Below are 18,656 nucleotides of genomic sequence, written 5' to 3'. Positions count from 1 at the left end.
ATCCGAAATGGGGTTTGACAAATTACAAAAGATTCGTTCCACCAAGAGGTTACGGTACCAACTTCACAAGTTGGGTTTGAATGAAACCAGTATGATCAAGGGTCTTGGATTTTTGTCCGTTGGCTCTAACAAAAAAATATTTGGGATAGCTGCAGGGAATATGGTGGGACACGGTTCCTGTCCCCGCGTCCCTTCAGGATGGTTTGGATCGTAATGGACTTAGTAAAGGGGTGAAATACACATCTCTTCAGCAGGTTATTAATACCATCAAAGTTGAGAGCGTCTCATCTAGAACGAAGAATGCGTTAATTGCATTTGTTACAAGATGGATTATTAACGGAGAAGAGGATTGTAGGGAAAGTTACACACCATCTAATTACTGGAAACTGAAAAGTGAGATGAAAAAGATATTAGGGGTAAATGAGTTGTTACTTGGCGATAAAGTGTTGCCACCATTGAATGTGATATCAATACAAAAAAGACTGCCACTGTAAAAGGATACAGAAGGCAGCCAAAATATTATAAGTTGAAATGATTATAACAGTTTCAATGGTAGATTTCAAAGCGCTGTTGAAAGCTATAAGAAGAGAGGAGTGTCCAATGAGTATTGTTGTAGATATAGTAGATACATTTCCGACACATGATACTTTGGCAGTAGGACGGGTGAAATTACATGCTCTTTTAATTGTCTCTAGTATATTGCTAAAAATAGAAGACACAACAGGAAGGTACTATGTTGAATTTCCAACAAATGAAGAGGGACAAGCACTGATAGTGTTAAGCGATAAAACATTGAAAGAAAAGGTACATGATGCAATGGTTTATAAATACGAACAATACATTTTGTCGTTGAATTCAAGTAGTATCTCAAATCCTTTGCCATATATCTATGAACTAGAAAGAGAGCGAATTGAACGAAACAAAAGGAGATATACTTTTTTAGGAATATAATATGTCTTGTTAAGTACATTGCACTCAATCATGGTGTGATGTACTATTTTTATATCGTATACACATAATCAGGTTTGTTTTAATACTCATGTTACTAATCAGAAAGTACAGAAAGTAAGAGGTGCTCATTTTGCAAATACAAATTGTAAGTGTCGGTAAAGTAAAGGAAAAATACATCAAGCTAGGTATCGCGGAATTCGAAAAGAGATTACGCCCATATTGTAAATTAACAATGGACGAAGTGAATGATGAACAAGCTCCAGAGCAAATGAGTGAAAAAGAATTATATCAGGTGAAGCTAAAAGAAGGAGAAAGAATCTTAAGTAAAATCAAACCAACTCAATATGTAATAGCTTTAGATTTACAGGGAGATCAGTGGTCATCCGAGAAGTTATCAAAAGAGATGGAGCAGCTTAGTATACATGGAAAAAGTCAAATGTCTTTTGTAATAGGTGGTTCAAATGGTTTAAGTGATGATGTTTTAAAGCGTGCCGATCAGAAGCTATCTTTCTCTAAAATGACTTTTCCCCATCAATTGATGAAGCTGATATTGTTAGAACAAATATATCGAGCATTCAAAATACAAAAAAATGAGCCATATCATAAGTGAGTCTGGTTGATATCTATCGCAGGAAGGCTAAAATTTTTTAAATTCCAATGTTACAATTTTGATGTTTAAAGGATTAATACATAGTAGTTAGAATTTTGAGTGTTATTGTTGATGTTACATAAAATAAGATAAATTGATAAAATCCCTTTATATCAACGTTTGTTTATAATGTTACGATGGAACTGAAGCAAAATGTAACGATTATAGCGAACTTAAGCCCATTTCCTGCTATAAAAGGAAGAAAGCCAGTGATGATGCTGCTTTCTGCACTTTCACTGGCTCTCTGGTAAAAAATTTTATAGATATCCTTTTTCTTTTAAGCTAATATATTGTTCTTGTCCAACAATGACATGATCAAGGATTTCAATGCCTACAACTTTCCCAACTTCGTTAAGTCGTTTTGTCACCTCAATATCTTCTCTACTTGGTTGTGGATTCCCCGATGGATGATTATGTGCAACAATAGCACTTGCACAACTACGACGGATTAAATGCTTAAACGTTTCGCGTGGATGCACAATAGATGCATTCAATGATCCTATAAAGACGGTTTCTCGAAATAAAACCTCATTTTTAGTGTTTAGTCCTAGTACGACAAAATGTTCTTGCGTTAGGTACTGCATATCCTTTAAGAATGTATATGCATCTTCAGGAGAGCGAATAGTAAAACGTTCTTCTACAGGAGTCGGTTGCATTCTTGCTAGTTTCAGAGCAGCTACGATTTGTTTAGCCTTAACTTTACCAATGCCTTTAATCGTCAACAATTCCTCTTCAGTTACTTCCAACAGCTCTTGTATGGATGGGTAGCGGTTGAAGATTTCGCTGACGACATAGCCATCTTCCTTTTCACGCATTGTTGTTGCTAATAATACCTTAAAAGTCATTTTATCGAATGTGTTGTTCATTATATATTCCTCCAATATTTTTTGATAGAAATAAAAAAGGAGAGACGGTAATCGTCCCTCCCATTGAGTGAATGCTTCTGATGCGATATACTGTTGTTAAGAATTTCAGTTGTAGATGAGTTCATTGGCAGATGATCTCATCTATTTTTGTGTGCAAAAAAAGCCCACCGACTGCAGATGCAACCCATGAGCTTCATTGATTATATTGTTGTTTCTCCAATTCTTTCATCTCCTTAGAGACATCCTTTAACTGAAGTAAGTCTTGAATGAAATTAGATGCCTGCTTTTTCGTTAGCTTTGTGCTGTGATCGACTTGGTACATCATCTGCATCATCTCTTTTGCAACTTCGGGACGCATATTGAGTTCAGCAACGATGCGGAAAATGGTCTGTAGCTGGTGCTTGGTTGCTACTGCATCACCTCCTTTAATCGGTAGTTGTTTTGGAAAATCCTCAATGTCTTGTGTAAATAGTCCACTTGCACGTGTTGCTGATAAAACAGCATCAATCAATGCTCGTTTCTTTGCCATCTTCAAAACTGTGTTGACGAGGGTAAATGGATTCTGATGATTAAAGGCAGCTTCTTTACTATTGCATGCTCCAATTCCTTCAGCCTCAATAACGCCATTATCCTTTCTTGTAAGTGTCATCTTCACTTCATAAGCAAATATACCAGTATCCCATTGTTCGATGCGGTTGACCACGTCAACGGACTTTGAAAATCCAAAAACATCACAAAGCTTTTCAGCACCAGGCTTTAACAATGTTGGCTTTGAGAAGCCATCTATTAAACCATAGTCGATGCCTTTAACCATTACCTCTTCAACAAATTTTTCTAGCTCCTCAATTCGACGTTTGGACTCTGATGTTGGTACAACCACGTTTGGTAACGAAGATATGCTAGAGTATTCAATACTAGCAAATGAAACAACATTATTAACGAATGAATGACTCTTTGGCTTCATATGAATGTTTTCACCTCCTTTCAATTGATTAAGATCTTTTTTGAATGATAGTAGCCAATCTTGATAAGCCCTCAGATGTTTTATTAATAAGTAACCTGCCGGCCTCATGACCGAGTTGGTTTCCTTTGCTAATAGTTCTTTTAGAAAGCCCGGTTGCAATTGTTATCATAGTGTGTGTTGAGTCATTTAATTTTTCCAGATTGCTGGTTACCTTTAACAACATATCTTCGCCTTTAGATTCCATCTTCTCAGCAGCATTCTTCAGTGTATTACTAATACGATAATTTCTTTCAATTTGATTATAAAACTCTGACTGGTAAGCTGACTCAATCTCATTTATTGCTGTTTCAATTTTGGATCTAGTAACAAGTAAATGAGCAAGTTTTACATAATCGTTTTGTTCCACTACATTTGCTATTTCATCCGAAATGTCTGCATGTTGGTTTAATAGATGCTGGTGTATTTCCTTTACCTCAATAAGTGATATACTTCGCTCATTAGATGATCCACAATGGTACTGCTTTTCACGTGTCATATTTTTCTCCATAATGATTTCCTCCTAATAAAGTTTTGATGGTTTCCAATTACTTTTGATTAAAGTAGTGATAGCCTTTTAAAGTTAACTTTAGTAGTAAGCCATCCGATTTACTTCTCTTGGTAAGAATGAGGTAAGATTCCTCAAGTTCTAATAGATTTACATTCTGGATGTCATACTTTACTAGTAACCTTGCTGGAACCCACTTGTTTAGCTCCTTTGCATTCACTAAAATTGTTGCTAATGATGGATTCATCTTTCTTATCCTTTCCTTATGCGCTCCTCTCACCACGCAAGTCGTCTCTGTAAAATAAAAAAACCGCTATCTATCCAAATGGATAAACAACGGTTTATATAAAAAGGGGTGGGGCATGAAACGGGAGGGTACCCCTTCTTTATAAGTAATGGTGGTAGTGATAGAAAGTTTGCTTGTTTTTTTGCTATATAGAGATTTTAAAAAAATATACGGAACTATAAGACAACGGAAGAAAATAACATGCAATTAATGTCTGCAATCACGGGATTCATAGTAAATTCATATTGTTAAATTTCTGGAATTCATTTTCAGGTTAAGAGAATAAGAGTACAATAGATTCATATATGTAGTGAAGAATTTGGAGGAATTATCATCATGGGTACAATTCAATTTCAAGATAAAGTCGCGTTTATTTGGGCTAATGCTGATTTATTACGCGGTGATTATAAACAATCAGAGTATGGAAAGGTAATTCTACCTTTGACAGTGATTCGTCGTATAGATGCGGTATTAGAGCCTACAAAGGAAGCGGTTTTAAAGCAAATCGAAGAATTAAAAGAAATGGGTATAGCGATTGAAGATGGAGAGTTCCTTCTTCAACAAGCAGCAGAACAATCGTTTTATAATACATCAAAGTTTACATTAAAAACATTATTAGGTGATCCAGCTAGTATTGAAGATAACTTCCGTGATTACTTATATGGTTTTTCTAAAAGTGTACGTGATATTATTGAGCATTTTGAGTTTGATAAGCAGATTAGCCGTCTGGCGAAAGCAAATTTGCTGTATCTGCTTATACAAAACTTTGCAACTGCCAATCTCCATCCTAATGAAGTTACGAATGTAGAAATGGGATATATATTTGAGGAACTGATACGCCGTTTTTCGGAACAATCAAATGAAACTGCTGGGGAGCATTTTACCCCACGTGAAGTCATTAAGTTAATGGTTAATTTGTTATTTATTAATGGTACAGATGAATTAACGAAGCCAGGAGTGATTCGATCGATTTATGACCCTGCATGTGGAACAGGGGGGATGTTGTCCGTTGCGTCAGAGTACATTCAGCAATTGAATGATAAGGCACAATTATTAACATTTGGTCAAGAATTGAACCCAGAATCATATGCAATTTGTAAGTCGGACATGCTTCTTAAAAATGATAATCCTGAGCAAATTAAGCTAGGTAACTCTTTTTCAGAAGATCAATTAGCTAATGAAAAATTTGATTATATGCTTTCGAATCCACCGTTCGGCGTTGAATGGAAAAAAGTTCAGGAAACAATTAAGTCTGAGCATGAAACACTTGGATTTGAAGGGCGGTTTGGAGCAGGCCTTCCACGTGTATCGGATGGCTCATTGTTATTTTTACAACACATGATGTCAAAGATGAAACGTGAAGAAGAGGGTGGATCTCGCATTGCGATTGTATTCAATGGTTCTCCTTTGTTTACAGGTGGTGCAGGAAGCGGAGAATCGGAAATCCGTAAGTGGATTATTGAAAATGATAGATTAGAAGCAATTGTTGCTCTCCCAGATAATCTCTTTTATAACACTGGTATTTCAACGTACATTTGGGTTGTAACTAATAAAAAAGAAGATAAGCGCAAAGGAAAGGTACAACTTATTAATGCTACTCATTTATTTCAAAAAATGAGAAAACCACTCGGGCAAAAAAGGAATGAGCTTCTTGATATCCATATCAATGAGATTACAAAACTTTACGGCGACTTTGATATTGGAAAGCACGTTAAGATATTCCATAATGAAGATTTTGGATTCAAGCGAATTACAGTTGAACGACCCTTAAAAATTAAAATTACAATCACACGCGAAAAGCTTCAAGCTCTTCATGAGCAAACTGCTTTTGTTAACTTAGCAACATCGAAGAAAAAAGGTGATGCGGGAGTTAAGGAAGTGGAACAAGGAATTAAGCTACAAGAGAAAATAAATGCAATATTTTTAGCTTTTGAAGGGGAAGTGTTTATGGATCGAGACGCTTTCATAAATCAGCTAAAAAAAATGGAAAAAGATTATGATATGAAGTTAAGTGCTCCTATATTAAAAGCAATTATTGCAACGTTTGGTGAAACAGATAATGAAGCAGAAACTTGTAAGGATTCAAAGGGAAATATTGAGTCAGATAGTGACCTGCGAGATTACGAGAATGTCCCTTTAAAAGAAGATATTGAAGGTTATTTCGAAAGAGAAGTAAAACCCTTCATACCTGATGCGTGGATCGACCTTGCTAAAACTGTTGTCGGATACGAAGTACCATTTACAAGACATTTTTATGAATTTACTCAAATTAGAAGTGTTGAAGAAATTCAAAATGAAATTGTAGAGGTTGAAAAAGATATAAGAAACCTAATGGAAGGAGTATTTATATGAGCATTTTTAAAGAGATGAACTCCTTTTTATTAGATGGCAAGCATAATAATTGGTCAATTATAAAATTAAAACATTTATTAAGAAAAAGAAATGAAAAAGATAAACCGGAATTAGAGCTTCTTTCTGTTTACAGGGATTATGGGGTTATTCCAAAGTCTTCTCGTGATGATAATCACAACAGAGAATCTCTTGACTTAAGTAACTATAGAGTAGTTTATAAAAATGATTTGGTAATGAACAAAATGAAAGGATGGCAAGGGTCACTGGCAATCTCTAGATTTAACGGAATTGTGAGTCCAGCATATATCGTTTGTGACGTAGATGAATCAAAGGTTATCCCTCAATATTTACATCATATTTTAAGATCTAGGAAATATATCGATGTTTATAAAGCTTTATCTTATGGTATTAGAACCGATCAATGGGAACTACATTTTGAAGACTTTCAAGAATTAGAAGTAGCACTTCCACCTAGGGAACTACAAATAAAAATTGCGAGATTCATAGATGAAAAAGTAAGTAGAATACATTCATTGTCCGATGAACTTAGAAAAAAAGTTGAAATTCTCAAGCAATATCGATCCGCAATTATCACTACTGCAGTTACAAAAGGTCATGATCCGAATGTATCAATGAAGGATTCAAAAATTGAGTGGTTGGGTACGGTGCCTGAGAATTGGGAAGTTTCCCAATTAGGTTATTTTGCAGAAGTAAAGGCAAGAATTGGGTGGAAAGGGTTAAAAGCTGATGAATACGTAGAAGATGGTTATATCTTTCTGGCTACACCAAATATTAAAAATAGAGAAATAGACTATGTAAATGTTAATTTCATAACAAAAGAACGTTATTTAGAGTCTCCCGAAATTATGTTAAATGAAGGGGATGTTTTATTAGCAAAGGACGGAAGTACGTTAGGTACTGTAAATATAATTAGGAAACTTCCTAAAGAAGGAACTGTGAATAGTTCAATTGCTATCGTTCGTCCGCATAAAGAAATCCACTCATTGTTTTTAAGGTATTATTTTGAAAGCAATTATATGAAGCATCTTATTCAAGCGTTTAAAGACGGTATGGGAGTGCCCCATTTATTTCAAAAGGATATAAAGAAATTTAAAATTGTGTTACCACCAATAAATGAACAAATTGAAATTAGTAATTTTATAGATGATAAAATTGAAAAAATTGATACGGCAATGTCATTGATAAATCAACAAATTCAAAAACTCGATGAATATCGTTCTTCCCTCATTACAGAGGCTGTTACTGGTCAAATTGATGTTTTAAAAATGTCAATTTAAATGGTGAAAGGTTTGTGTTTTTTTATAAAGGGGTGAGATTGTTGTCAGTGGATCGTTCAGAAAAGGCATTGGAGACAGTGATTGAAGAAGACTTACTAGGTTTAGGTTATGTTCAAGGGCGAATGTATAATCGGGACTCGTGTCTGGATGAGGAGACGGTTATTAAATTTATACAGGATTCACAACCTTTTTCATGGAAAAAACTCGAGAAACACTTTAAGTCTGAAACATCTAGTCAAATTATTTCTCGATTAATGAAGGAACTTGAGCTACGCGGAACACTCGATGTGTTACGAAAAGGTATTGATTTATTCGGAAATCAGATTAAGCTGGCATATTTTAAACCAGAACATGGTCTGTCTGATCAGGCACTTGAGAGATTTAAGGCAAATTGTTTAACGGTCTCCAGACAAGTTTACTACTCCAATCAACATCAAAACTCCCTTGATATGGTGCTAGGTGTTAATGGTATTCCAGTAGTGACATTAGAATTAAAAAATCAGCCAACGGGTCAAAATGTTAATCATGCAAAGCAGCAGTATAAAAAAGACCGTGATCCACGTGAGACGATGTTTAAGTTTATGAAGCATCCAATCCGTACACTAGTTCATTTTGCTGTCGATGCAGACCTGGTATATATGACAACACGGCTAGCTGGTGATGCAACGTACTTTTTACCGTTTAACAGAGGAAATAGTGGTGGCGCCGGTAACCCTCCTACTGACGGCTTCCGTACCTCGTATTTATGGCAAGAAGTATTAGCACCAGACTCTTTGCTCGATATTTTGCAGCGGTTTATGCACTTACAGGTGGAGGAGAAGAATGGTAAACGCAAAGAGACAATGATCTTTCCCCGATATCATCAGCTTTCTGCGGTGAGACAGCTTATTGCAGATGCCAAGGAAAAGGGGGCAGGTGAGTCGTATTTAATCCAACATTCCGCTGGTTCAGGTAAATCGAATACGATTGCTTGGTTATCACACCGTTTAAGTGGGCTTCATAAAGAGGATGAGCCTATTTTCCACTCAACGATTGTCATCACTGATCGTGTAGTTCTTGATCGTCAGTTACAAGGAACAATTGCTCAGTTTGAACAAACTTTAGGTGTGGTGCAGAAGATTGACGATAGTTCATCCCAACTGGCTGATGCCATTCAGTCAGGTAAAAAGATTATCATTACGACACTTCAAAAATTCCCATTTATTTTAGACAAGATTGAGCAACAGGCGGGTAAACGTTTTGCGGTCATTATGGATGAGGCTCATTCTTCTCAATCAGGGGAAACGGCACAAAAAGTTCGAGAAGTACTTCGAGACTATACAGTGGGTGAAAAAGAAAGTATTGAATCCGAACTGACAGAGGCTTCCACAGACAGTGAAGCAGAATTGATAAGAGAAGTATCGAAGCGAGGCAAGCCTTTGAATATTAGCTTCTTTGCATTTACTGCGACACCGAAAGCAAAAACACTCGAAATGTTCGGCACATATGATGGAGATTTACCACGACCATTTCATTTGTATACGATGCGTCAAGCCATTGAAGAAGGTTTTATTGAGGATGTATTAGCAAACTATATGACCTACAAAATGTATTACAAGTTATCTAAAGCCATTGAAGATGATCCAGAAGTAGATCAAAAGAAAGCTAAAAAAGCACTTACACGCTACATGGCACTTCACCCGTACAATGCTGCACAAAAGGCAGAAATTATAGTAGAGCATTTTAAGACCTCTGTACGTCATAAAATAGGTGGAGAAGCAAAGACGATGATTGTTACCGGAAGTCGTCAACAAGCCCTCTTGTTTTATAGAGCTATCCAACGAACAATTAAGGAGAAAGAATATCCGTTTGGCGCAGTTGTTGCCTTTTCTGGATCTTTATATGACGATGTATTAGGAGGAGATGTAACAGAGGCTCAACTTAATGGATTTGCTGAAAGTGAGTTACCAAAGCAGTTTGCATCGTCGAAGTATCATTTTTTAATTGTTGCAGATAAATACCAAACAGGGTTTGATCAGCCATTGTTGCATACGATGTACGTCGATAAAAAGCTGTCTGGCATTCAAGCAGTTCAGACATTATCTCGTTTAAACCGTACACACCGAGCGAAACAAGACACGTTTGTACTTGATTTTGTTAACGAAGCTGATGATATATATGCATCGTTTAAGCCATATTATGAAGCAACCAAACTGTCTGATGTCACAGACTTAAACCTGATCTATGACTTGAAAAACCGTGTCTATGGGTATCAGATTTTTGTAGCAGTAGAAGTAGAGGAGTATGCAGAGGTCTTTTTCCGCCCCCAGCAGCGTCAGCGAAAAGGTGAATTGGCTCAGTTACATCATATCGTAGATCGTGCAGTTGATCGGTATAATGGTTTGCCTGAGACAGAACAAGCAGAATGTAAAAGTGCATTGAGTAAATATGTACGTTCGTATTCATATATCAGTCAAATAGCTCCTTTCACCGATGCAGGACTTCATAAGCTCTTTGTTTATGTTCAAATGCTTGTAAAGAAGCTACCTAATACAAGTACAGGTGGTTTGCAGTTAGATGATGAAGTACAATTAACTTACTACCGATTAGAGAAGACTTTTGAAGGTGAAATTGATCTATCTGACGGCCATGCAGAAGATCTCAAAGGTTTGACCGACAGCGGTACAGTGGGTATGGCGGATGATGAAAAAGACCGGTTAAGTATTATCTTGGATCTAGTTAACGAGCGGTTTGGAACAGATTTTAAGCCCACTGATCGTGTTTTCTTTGAGCAAGCCAAAGAAGAAATGCTTGGTGATGAAATTACTATTCATCAGGCAAAAAATAGTTCCCGTGAGAACTTTGTACGATCGAAGTCATCACAAGCATTGAAGAGTTTTATGGCAACTAAGAACTCAAATGAACAGTTATTTAGGCGTTTATTTACAGATAAAGATTTTCAAGAAACCGTTTTGCATGCGTTTTTAAATGATGTGTATGAATCCGCGCAGGAATTAGATATTAGGGAATAAAGTTGCTTTTTTAATACGATAATTAGGAGGGGAGGTGAACTGAATGGCTAGAGCAGATTTACTATTAAAACTAGTCGAAGCAGTCTCTAAAGGAAATATGAACCTTTTTTATAAAACTGTGGATGCTATTATTGCAGAAGAAAGAAGTAAAAATCATAACGTATTAGCAGACAGATTAGCTGAAGCCATGAGAGATAAACAAAATAACTCTCTCAATGATTTAAAAAGTACCCTACAGAATAAACTTTTTTATGAAACAACCCCTGTAGTTAAATTAAATGACTTAATTCTATCTTCCAATCTTTCAGAAGTGTGTAATGAGTTTATTGAAGAACATTTTCGAAGCGATCTGTTAAGATCGTTTAACTTAGAGCCAAGACATAGAATTCTGTTGGCTGGCCCTCCTGGTAATGGAAAAACTTCGTTAGCTGAAGCGATAGCGAATGAACTCATGATACCATTTATATCAGTTCGTTATGAAGGAGTTATTGATAGCTTCTTGGGTGAAACCTCTAATAGGTTAAACGAATTATTTGAATATGTTCGAACTAGAAGATGCCTCCTGTTTTTCGATGAATTTGACACAATTGGAAAGGAAAGAGGAGACTCCCAAGAAACAGGTGAAATAAAACGTGTAGTAAGCTCATTATTATTACAAATAGATCGGCTTCCAAGTCATGTAATTGTCGTAACTGCAACCAATCATCCAGAACTATTAGATAGGGCGGTTTGGAGAAGATTTCAAATTAAAATGGAGCTACCACATCCAACAAGAAAACAGATTGAAGAATGGATCGATAGATATGAATTAGATTTCAAAATATCTTTAGATTATTCACGGAAGACACTTATAGATAACCTTATAGGAATGAGCTTCTCTAATTTAAATGACTTTGGTTTAGATATAAGAAGAAGATATATTTTATCTCTTCCCGACGCCGATATGAGAAGGATTGTGAAGGATAAACTTAGCCAATTAAAGAACCAATATATGCTTTTAGATCAAAGAGGTGAAAATATCGATGGATAAACCGTTATTAATGTTACCTACCCCTACTACTGCTGATAGAGCTGGAAGAACAGGAGGTAGGGGTAGCATTCATTATCCACCAAGGAAACAACAGATTGATCGAATAGCACCTAAGTTTCAACGTCTTGAGAATGCAATTAATCGACAAAATGCGATGGTTAGAGATAACACAACAGGAATTTCTCCTGAACATGCCCTTGTATTTGAAACAGTAGGAACAGTTGAAGACTTTTTTAAAGCTGTAAGAATGATAGAAGGACTAGAGTGGTTAGTTGAATTAGAAGAATTACTAAATCCAGATGAAGACTTTTATGAAGAGAAAAAAGGAGAGAAAGTAGAAGATAAGCAACTAAATGGGCGACTGTTCCTGATAATGTCTGACCAGCAGGCATTAAATGAATTAAAATCACTTTGGAATAGATATCAAAATGGATTGGATTTTGAAAGGGGATATACTAAGTTTAGGGATTTATTTTCTCAATTGAAAGATTTAAGGCTTTGGGATGTAAAAGATCGTTTTTATAATACAGGTTTATTAGAAGATTGGGAAGAACGTATACAAAATGGTCAGGAAGTAATAAAATTCGAAATTGAGTTATGGTATAGAAATGAATTAAAGAAAAGGCAAGAAACATCTAGTTTTATAAAAAAACTAGTGGCAGAAACAAATGGAAAAGTTTTAAATGAAAGTGTTATAGAAGGAATTGCGTACCATGGATTATTAGTTGAGACACCTATTGATATTTTTAACAATTTATTTACTAAATCTGATGTTAAGCTAATTAAAGCTGATTCTATTATGTATTTTCGACCAGTAGGTCAATCATTAGTCATTATTAAAGATGATGTTGAAAGCGTTTCAGAAATAGAGGATACACAGCAACAAGGGTCTGTAGATGTAGAGAAAGAACCTGTTGTTGCGTTGTTTGATGGTTTACCTCTTCAAAACCATTATCTATTACAAAATAGATTGATAATTGATGACCCTGATAATTATGAATCTTTCTATCAGGCAAATGAAAGGGTTCATGGCACTTCAATGGCGTCTTTAATTATTCACGGTGAGCTTGATAATGAACAGACACCTTTAAACCGCCCACTTTATGTTAGGCCAATAATGAAACCTAATCCACGGGATTGGATGAATAAGTCAGAGTGTATACCCGAAGATGTTCTTCTAGTTGATTTAATACATAGGTCTGTAAAAAGATTGTTTGAAGGAGATGGTACTGAACCACCAGTTGCACCTACAATTAAGATTATAAATATATCAATTGGTGATCTATCTAGACCATTTGATTTACAAATGAGCCCATGGGCTAGATTATTAGATTATTTATCCCAAAAATATAACGTCCTATTTTTGGTGAGTGCTGGTAATTTTATGGGTAGTATTTTACTAGATATTAAAAGGGATGAGCTGCAAAACCTTAAGGATGATCCAATAATCGAAAAGAAATTAATTGAAAATATCTCGAATAATATTTTGGATCGAAGAATACTTTCACCTTCTGAATCTATGAATTCTTTATGTATAGGTGCTAGTCACACCGACTATTCCCAAATTGATAATTTAGGGAGAAGATATGATTTATTCAAACACTCATTATTAGTTAGTCCAATAAGTAGAGTTGGGTTAGGATATAGAAACTCTATTAAACCAGATTTATTATTTTCTGGGGGAAGACAATTGTATCTGGAAAATGTTTTGGGGTATGAAGGAAACGCTTTATTGGAAATTACTAGTTCACCAATCCCGCCAGGTCATAGGGTTGCGTATCCTGGTAAACAAGGTAAATTAACAGAAATAATTTATACAAGGGGTACTAGTAATGCTACAGCCTTAGCAACTAGAGCTTCAGCCAAAATATACAACATGCTTGAGGAAATGAAAGCTACTGTCGATAATGCTCAGAATCTGAATGAGGAATATATGACTCTAATGATTAAGACATTGCTAGTTCATGGAGCTGATTGGGGGGAAAGTTATTCCTTATTTGAAGATGTATTAAGAAAGCCCAATGAAGGAAATTTTAAAGATAAACAAGTCCCTAGATATTTAGGTTATGGTTTTGTAAATGAATCGAGAGTACTAGGTTGTACAGATAAACGAGTTACTTTATTAGGGTTTAGTAAAATCAAACAAGAGGATGGTCAGATTTTTCAATTTCCATTACCACCTAGTCTAAGTAGTAAAAAAGTAAAAAGAAGATTAACTATTACATTGTCTTGGTTTACCCCAATCAATGCTAATAATCAAAAATATAGACAGGCACATTTGTGGTTTAATCCTCCTGTGGATGAGCTTCGTATTAAAAGGCTAGAAGCTGATTGGCAAGCAGTTCAAAGAGGAACCGTTCAACATGAAATATTAGAAGGAGATAAGGCTGCTCCTTTTTTGGAAAATGATACATTAAAAATTAAAATAAGTTGTAGAGAAGAAGCGGGGGGGTTGGGAAGTCAAGAAATCCCTTACACTATCGCTGTGACATTAGAAGTAGCAGAAGATGTTGATATACCTATTTATAATGAGGTTAGGGAAAGGTTGCGTTCAATTGTAGCTGTTCAAGCTCGATAGATTTTAAAAGATTAGAATAGTAAATCTCGAATTAAATAACAATAAGGAGGGTCATTTCCCTCCTTATTATTTTACCCTATCCAACGTTACGGTGAACCGTATCATAAGTGAGGGTAAACTTATTAATTACAATACTGAATGAAAAGGTCCATTTAATAAAGAATGGACCTTCAAATGTTTCTTAAAGTTACTTTTATAAAAAATGATAAGTGTATATAACAGAAACCATCACAGCTACCTCTATTGACCAATAGAAACTTTATCTGGACCCCAATTCACCATATTAGTTTATAGATCACTAAGGAAATATACCTTTTTATAATATTCCAAATAATTTGTTATAATAATAGTAAATAGAATTTGAAAAGAGGTATAACTTATGGAGCAAATCCTAAAAAGAACAAAGGCACTGCCGGAAAGGGTTCCTGTCGAGAAGCGAAACAGCTTCATTGGAGTTGGAACTGCACGGCAAACTTGTTTCTAGATGTATTGCGCATTGTTTTGCATAATGCCGAAGAAATGTTACTTGATGTATTCAAACGCTGTTACTCCGATCCGCGTGATATATGGAAAGTTCTGCGGGAAATAGCCACCCAAGATGGAACTGTGACAGAGTACCGTGACCGTATCGTAGTTGAACTAACCGCTTTGCCCATCCCGGCACATCGCAGGGCAACAGAAAACCTTTTTTATGAATTGAATGCCGACCGACATACGATGGAGAGTAACAATAAAACAATTTACTTCAAAATTAAAAATAGTCCCTCTTAGGCTTAGAGGGACTATAAAAAATTATTTTAGGTTGTCCTGAGTCCTGTACAATGATAATAGAGGTTTATTAATTCCAATAGATGATACAGACTTACTGAGCATGTTAGATTAAATAAAAAACAATGGACATAAGGCTGTTGATACGTTTCTAAATAATAAAGCAAGAGAAATTATTTTAAAATAAGTTATAGAGCTCAGTCCTATTTATAATACACACGCAATCAATAATTTTCTATTATTGTAACATTCTCTTCGGAACTCAAATAAAGCAGGTGAAATAATGACAGTTAGCGAATCTAGTTTAAAAAGAACTATAAAAAAAGATAGTGATCTTTCAGGGAAGTTGGTTTCTGTAAGAAAGAAAAGGGATGAAGAGGCAAAGAAAATCCAAACTTTATCTAAAAAAAGAAATTTGACAAGATTAGATTTACAAAAATTGGAGCGACTCCAGAAAAGCCTATTAAAGTATGAAAAAGAAATGACTCAGCTAATGGAACAAGTTCGTAAAAATAAAGATGATATTAATAGATATAAGGAAAGAGTAGATAAAGAGCAAAAGCGGGAATACGATAAAATGCTGAAATCTATTCAATCGCAGACAAGCATGAATGAAAATTATATGAATAGTGTTTCGGAAGTATCAGAAAAGATAAACCAACTTGCCGTTGATGTCAAACATACTGCTGCAGAAAAAGAGGTTATTGAATTTGATGTGTTTTTATCCCATTCAAGCCTTGACAAGGAAATATTTGTTACAGAGTTGTCAGAAAAACTAAGCGAAAAAGGGTTAAATGTTTTTGAGGATGTCAAAGTTTTTAAAATAGGGCAAAGTCAAACAGATATGATGAACATGGGTATTTTAAACTCAAGATTCGTTGTTGCTTTCCTATCCCCCAACTTCATTAAGAGTGGTTGGTCTGATTATGAGTTCAAAAGCTTTTTAAACCGAGAGATAAATGAGAAGAGAATAATAATATTGCCTGTATGGCATGATGTATCAGTTGAAGATGTACGCCAATACAATCCGTATTTAGTAGATAAATTTGCTTTAAGTACTAATAAGTTTACGATAGATGATATTGTAGAACATATTTTTGATGTGGTTTCCATGTCAAAGGAATAAGATTTAAAACAATTTTGTTGAGTAATGATTGCTCATAGTTATTATATTGATCCTCATATTCAAAATTTAGGAAATAGGTTTTAAAATTCAATTTGGGTCGGGGGAGGTGGTATAGATGATATCTAAAGATGAAATTTTCCGCATATTAAATAAGTTAGAATCAAATATAGCTGATGATCTTGAATCACAACAATTAGATTTTAAGCAATGGATTACAAGAAGTTTTGATGACAACATTAAATTGATGTTGAAAATGGCTGTTTGTATGGCCAATGGTGGTGGCGGAAGCGTCGTGTTTGGTGTTGCGGATAAAGCTAAAGGAAGATCTAATGCAATATTAGGTGTTCCGCAGGATTTAGATACCACAATACTTCAAAAAAGGATTTATGAGAAGACAGATCCTCATCTTACACCAGTATTTGAGGATATAGTAGTTCCAGAAGGGTCAAAACGGTTACTGTTGATGAATGTGTACCCAGGCATGCCACCTTATACTACAACCGATGGTTCGGCAACGATAAGACAGGGCAAGGATTGTATTCCATATACAGGTTCGTTAAGGCGTAAAATGATGGATACATCAATACAAATGGATTTTACTGCTGAATTTATTCACGAGGATTGGAAAAGTCTATTCTCTCACTCTGCAATGGAACGTGTGCGTGAAATTATGTCTAGGGAAAGGGTAGATGAACATCTTTTATCATTATCCGATGAAGATTTATTGAGATCAATTGGAGCACTAAAAGATAATTACTTTACAAAAGGTTCCTTGTTACTTGTCGGGAAACCGGAGGCTATTTCTAAATTTATTCCACAACATAAATGGTCTTATAGAAAGATGATTAGTGACACAGATTATTCACTTAGAGACGATGGAACGCATGCTATTCCAGTAGCATTATATGAACTGGAAAGATATATTGCAGTTGATAATCCAATGGTAACTGTTGAATCTGGACTTGTACATCCAGAGTTTAGTACATATCCGACCATTGCACTAAGGGAAGCACTACTCAATGCATTTGGTCATCGGGATTATCGAATGATAGGTACTATTATGTTGAAGCAATTTAAGGACAAGCTAATACTAACAAACCCTGGGGAGTTTGTCGGTGGTATTACACCTCAAAATATTCTCCATCATCCTCCGGTAGCTAGGAATAATCATTTAATGGATTTGTTAGATAGATTAAAATTAGTCAATCGTTCAAACTTGGGTGTATCAAGAATCTTTCGGTCTTTATTAGTTGAAGGAAAAGAGCCACCAATCTATAGGGAAGTTGGCAGTAACATTGAGCTTAACTTTATATCTTCTCCTTTAAATAAAAACTTTAAAAACTTAATTGATCTAATGACGAAAGAAAACCATCACATTGATGTTGACCACTTGCTTATTTTGCAATATTTAATAAGACATGAAGAAATTGATACTTCAATAGCTGCGGATGTTGCACAAAGAAGTATTGAACAGGCACGTGAACTACTTAGCAGGATGCATAATGAATTTAATTTATTAGAATCTATTGGTCGAGGAAAAGGAAGATACTTCACTCTTTCACGTAATGCCTATGAAATGTTAAAAGGTGAAATGAAATATGAACGGCAACAACGTTTGGATAAAGAAGCAGTTAAAATCCGGATCCTATCTATTTTAAAAACAGATCGAAGCCTGACAAACAAGGAAATTAGGCTGTTAACAGGGATGAACCGTAAACAAGTACAACGTCTAATACAGGAACTAGAACCTGATGGTGTGAAGGTTATAGGAAGAGGAGCGGGAACAAAATATATCTATTCACCCTAAAATAGGGACCAAATGGGACAATTATTGGAACATTATACATTAGTATTTAAATACTAATGGGAAATGGGGACAAAAATAGGGACATAATAGGGACATAATTAGAAATAATAATCAGACGAGGTAGAGCCTTATTTACAATAGTGGCTTTACCACGTCTTTTTAATTTAGGAAATAATATTAGTTTACCCTATCCAACGTTACGGTGAACCGTATCATAAGTAAATGAGGTTTTCTCCTGGTAAAATAAAATGCCAAAAATATGCAATTATTGAGTAAAAACTTGCATTCTTTCGGGTGCTTCTATTGAACACTAAGTAAGATTAGCCTCCTTTAACCTTGAAAATGTATAAATAAATAACTGGTAAGAATAGAATTTACTTTCTAATACTTGCCAGTTATTTATTCATTGTTTATGACACTCTTAAA

The 18,656-nt window shown here is 35.2% G+C and carries 14 protein-coding genes; 11 read left to right on the top strand and 3 right to left on the bottom strand.

Annotated elements, in window-relative coordinates; all coding sequences use genetic code 11:
* From UB32_RS20280 to rlmH, 3 genes are all read left to right on the top strand, one after another.
* Window positions 1-214 (top strand): hypothetical protein (locus UB32_RS20280; RefSeq protein WP_206742572.1); only part of this gene is annotated, 214 nt, incomplete at its 5' end.
* A gap of 386 nt (window positions 215-600) precedes the next feature.
* A complete protein-coding gene (locus tag UB32_RS07980) occupies window positions 601-951 on the top strand; it encodes a hypothetical protein (protein WP_044392691.1) in 351 nt (116 codons plus the stop codon).
* A 130-nt stretch (window positions 952-1,081) separates the two neighbouring features.
* Window positions 1,082-1,561 (top strand): 23S rRNA (pseudouridine(1915)-N(3))-methyltransferase RlmH, encoded by a 480-nt coding sequence (gene rlmH, locus UB32_RS07975; RefSeq protein WP_044392690.1) that lies wholly within the window; start codon window positions 1,082-1,084, stop codon window positions 1,559-1,561.
* 296 nt (window positions 1,562-1,857) lie between these two features.
* Here the strand turns inward: rlmH and radC are convergent, their stop codons facing one another.
* The 3 genes from radC to UB32_RS07960 all read right to left on the bottom strand — a co-directional run bounded on the left by radC (window position 1,858) and on the right by UB32_RS07960 (window position 3,977).
* A complete protein-coding gene (gene radC, locus UB32_RS07970; protein ID WP_084221764.1) occupies window positions 1,858-2,466 on the bottom strand; it encodes a RadC family protein in 609 nt (202 codons plus the stop codon).
* A gap of 193 nt (window positions 2,467-2,659) precedes the next feature.
* Window positions 2,660-3,430 carry a hypothetical protein gene (locus tag UB32_RS18995; RefSeq protein WP_052806989.1) on the bottom strand — a complete coding sequence of 257 codons (771 nt, stop codon included), beginning with the start codon at window positions 3,428-3,430 and terminating at the stop codon, window positions 2,660-2,662.
* A gap of 28 nt (window positions 3,431-3,458) precedes the next feature.
* Complete coding sequence (locus tag UB32_RS07960) at window positions 3,459-3,977, bottom strand: hypothetical protein (protein ID WP_044392686.1); 519 nt, start codon at window positions 3,975-3,977, stop codon at window positions 3,459-3,461.
* 619 nt (window positions 3,978-4,596) lie between these two features.
* Here UB32_RS07960 and UB32_RS07950 point away from each other — a divergent pair.
* The 8 genes from UB32_RS07950 (at window position 4,597) to UB32_RS07915 (ending at window position 18,230) form a co-directional block, all read left to right on the top strand.
* Window positions 4,597-6,612, top strand: a complete 2,016-nt coding sequence (locus UB32_RS07950) for a type I restriction-modification system subunit M (RefSeq protein ID WP_044392684.1) — start codon at window positions 4,597-4,599, stop codon at window positions 6,610-6,612.
* Window positions 6,609-7,910, top strand: coding sequence for a restriction endonuclease subunit S (locus UB32_RS07945; RefSeq protein ID WP_044392683.1), 1,302 nt, complete (start codon window positions 6,609-6,611; stop codon window positions 7,908-7,910). Before UB32_RS07950 ends, UB32_RS07945 begins: the two co-directional genes overlap by 4 nt.
* 47 nt (window positions 7,911-7,957) lie before the next feature.
* Complete coding sequence (locus tag UB32_RS07940; protein ID WP_241768449.1) at window positions 7,958-10,921, top strand: type I restriction endonuclease subunit R; 2,964 nt, start codon at window positions 7,958-7,960, stop codon at window positions 10,919-10,921.
* Between the two features lie 43 nt (window positions 10,922-10,964).
* A complete protein-coding gene (locus UB32_RS07935; protein WP_044392680.1) occupies window positions 10,965-11,951 on the top strand; it encodes an AAA family ATPase in 987 nt (328 codons plus the stop codon).
* On the top strand, window positions 11,944-14,529 hold the full coding sequence (locus UB32_RS07930; protein ID WP_044392678.1) for a S8 family peptidase: 2,586 nt from the start codon (window positions 11,944-11,946) through the stop codon (window positions 14,527-14,529). Before UB32_RS07935 ends, UB32_RS07930 begins: the two co-directional genes overlap by 8 nt.
* A gap of 360 nt (window positions 14,530-14,889) precedes the next feature.
* On the top strand, window positions 14,890-15,300 hold the full coding sequence (locus UB32_RS07925) for a hypothetical protein (protein ID WP_128721516.1): 411 nt from the start codon (window positions 14,890-14,892) through the stop codon (window positions 15,298-15,300).
* Window positions 15,301-15,580: 280 nt separating this feature from the next.
* Window positions 15,581-16,423 carry a toll/interleukin-1 receptor domain-containing protein gene (locus UB32_RS07920; RefSeq protein WP_044392675.1) on the top strand — a complete coding sequence of 281 codons (843 nt, stop codon included), beginning with the start codon at window positions 15,581-15,583 and terminating at the stop codon, window positions 16,421-16,423.
* Between the two features lie 115 nt (window positions 16,424-16,538).
* Complete coding sequence (locus UB32_RS07915) at window positions 16,539-18,230, top strand: RNA-binding domain-containing protein (RefSeq protein ID WP_044392672.1); 1,692 nt, start codon at window positions 16,539-16,541, stop codon at window positions 18,228-18,230.
* Window positions 18,231-18,656: the final 426 nt, after the last annotated feature.

Source organism: Mesobacillus subterraneus (genome assembly GCF_000934845.1).
In the GTDB taxonomy this organism is placed as follows: domain Bacteria; phylum Bacillota; class Bacilli; order Bacillales; family Cytobacillaceae; genus Mesobacillus; species Mesobacillus stamsii.
This window is presented reverse-complemented; position numbering and strand designations above follow the sequence as displayed.

Coding starts and splice junctions, on each gene's coding strand:
- UB32_RS07980 (WP_044392691.1), top strand. CDS start 601: ATGAGTATTGTTGTAGATATAGTAGATACATTTCCGACACATGATACT.
- radC (WP_084221764.1), bottom strand. CDS start 2,466: ATGAACAACACATTCGATAAAATGACTTTTAAGGTATTATTAGCAACA.
- UB32_RS18995 (WP_052806989.1), bottom strand. CDS start 3,430: ATGAAGCCAAAGAGTCATTCATTCGTTAATAATGTTGTTTCATTTGCT.
- UB32_RS07960 (WP_044392686.1), bottom strand. CDS start 3,977: ATGGAGAAAAATATGACACGTGAAAAGCAGTACCATTGTGGATCATCT.
- UB32_RS07950 (WP_044392684.1), top strand. CDS start 4,597: ATGGGTACAATTCAATTTCAAGATAAAGTCGCGTTTATTTGGGCTAAT.
- UB32_RS07945 (WP_044392683.1), top strand. CDS start 6,609: ATGAGCATTTTTAAAGAGATGAACTCCTTTTTATTAGATGGCAAGCAT.
- UB32_RS07935 (WP_044392680.1), top strand. CDS start 10,965: ATGGCTAGAGCAGATTTACTATTAAAACTAGTCGAAGCAGTCTCTAAA.
- UB32_RS07930 (WP_044392678.1), top strand. CDS start 11,944: ATGGATAAACCGTTATTAATGTTACCTACCCCTACTACTGCTGATAGA.
- UB32_RS07920 (WP_044392675.1), top strand. CDS start 15,581: ATGACAGTTAGCGAATCTAGTTTAAAAAGAACTATAAAAAAAGATAGT.
- UB32_RS07915 (WP_044392672.1), top strand. CDS start 16,539: ATGATATCTAAAGATGAAATTTTCCGCATATTAAATAAGTTAGAATCA.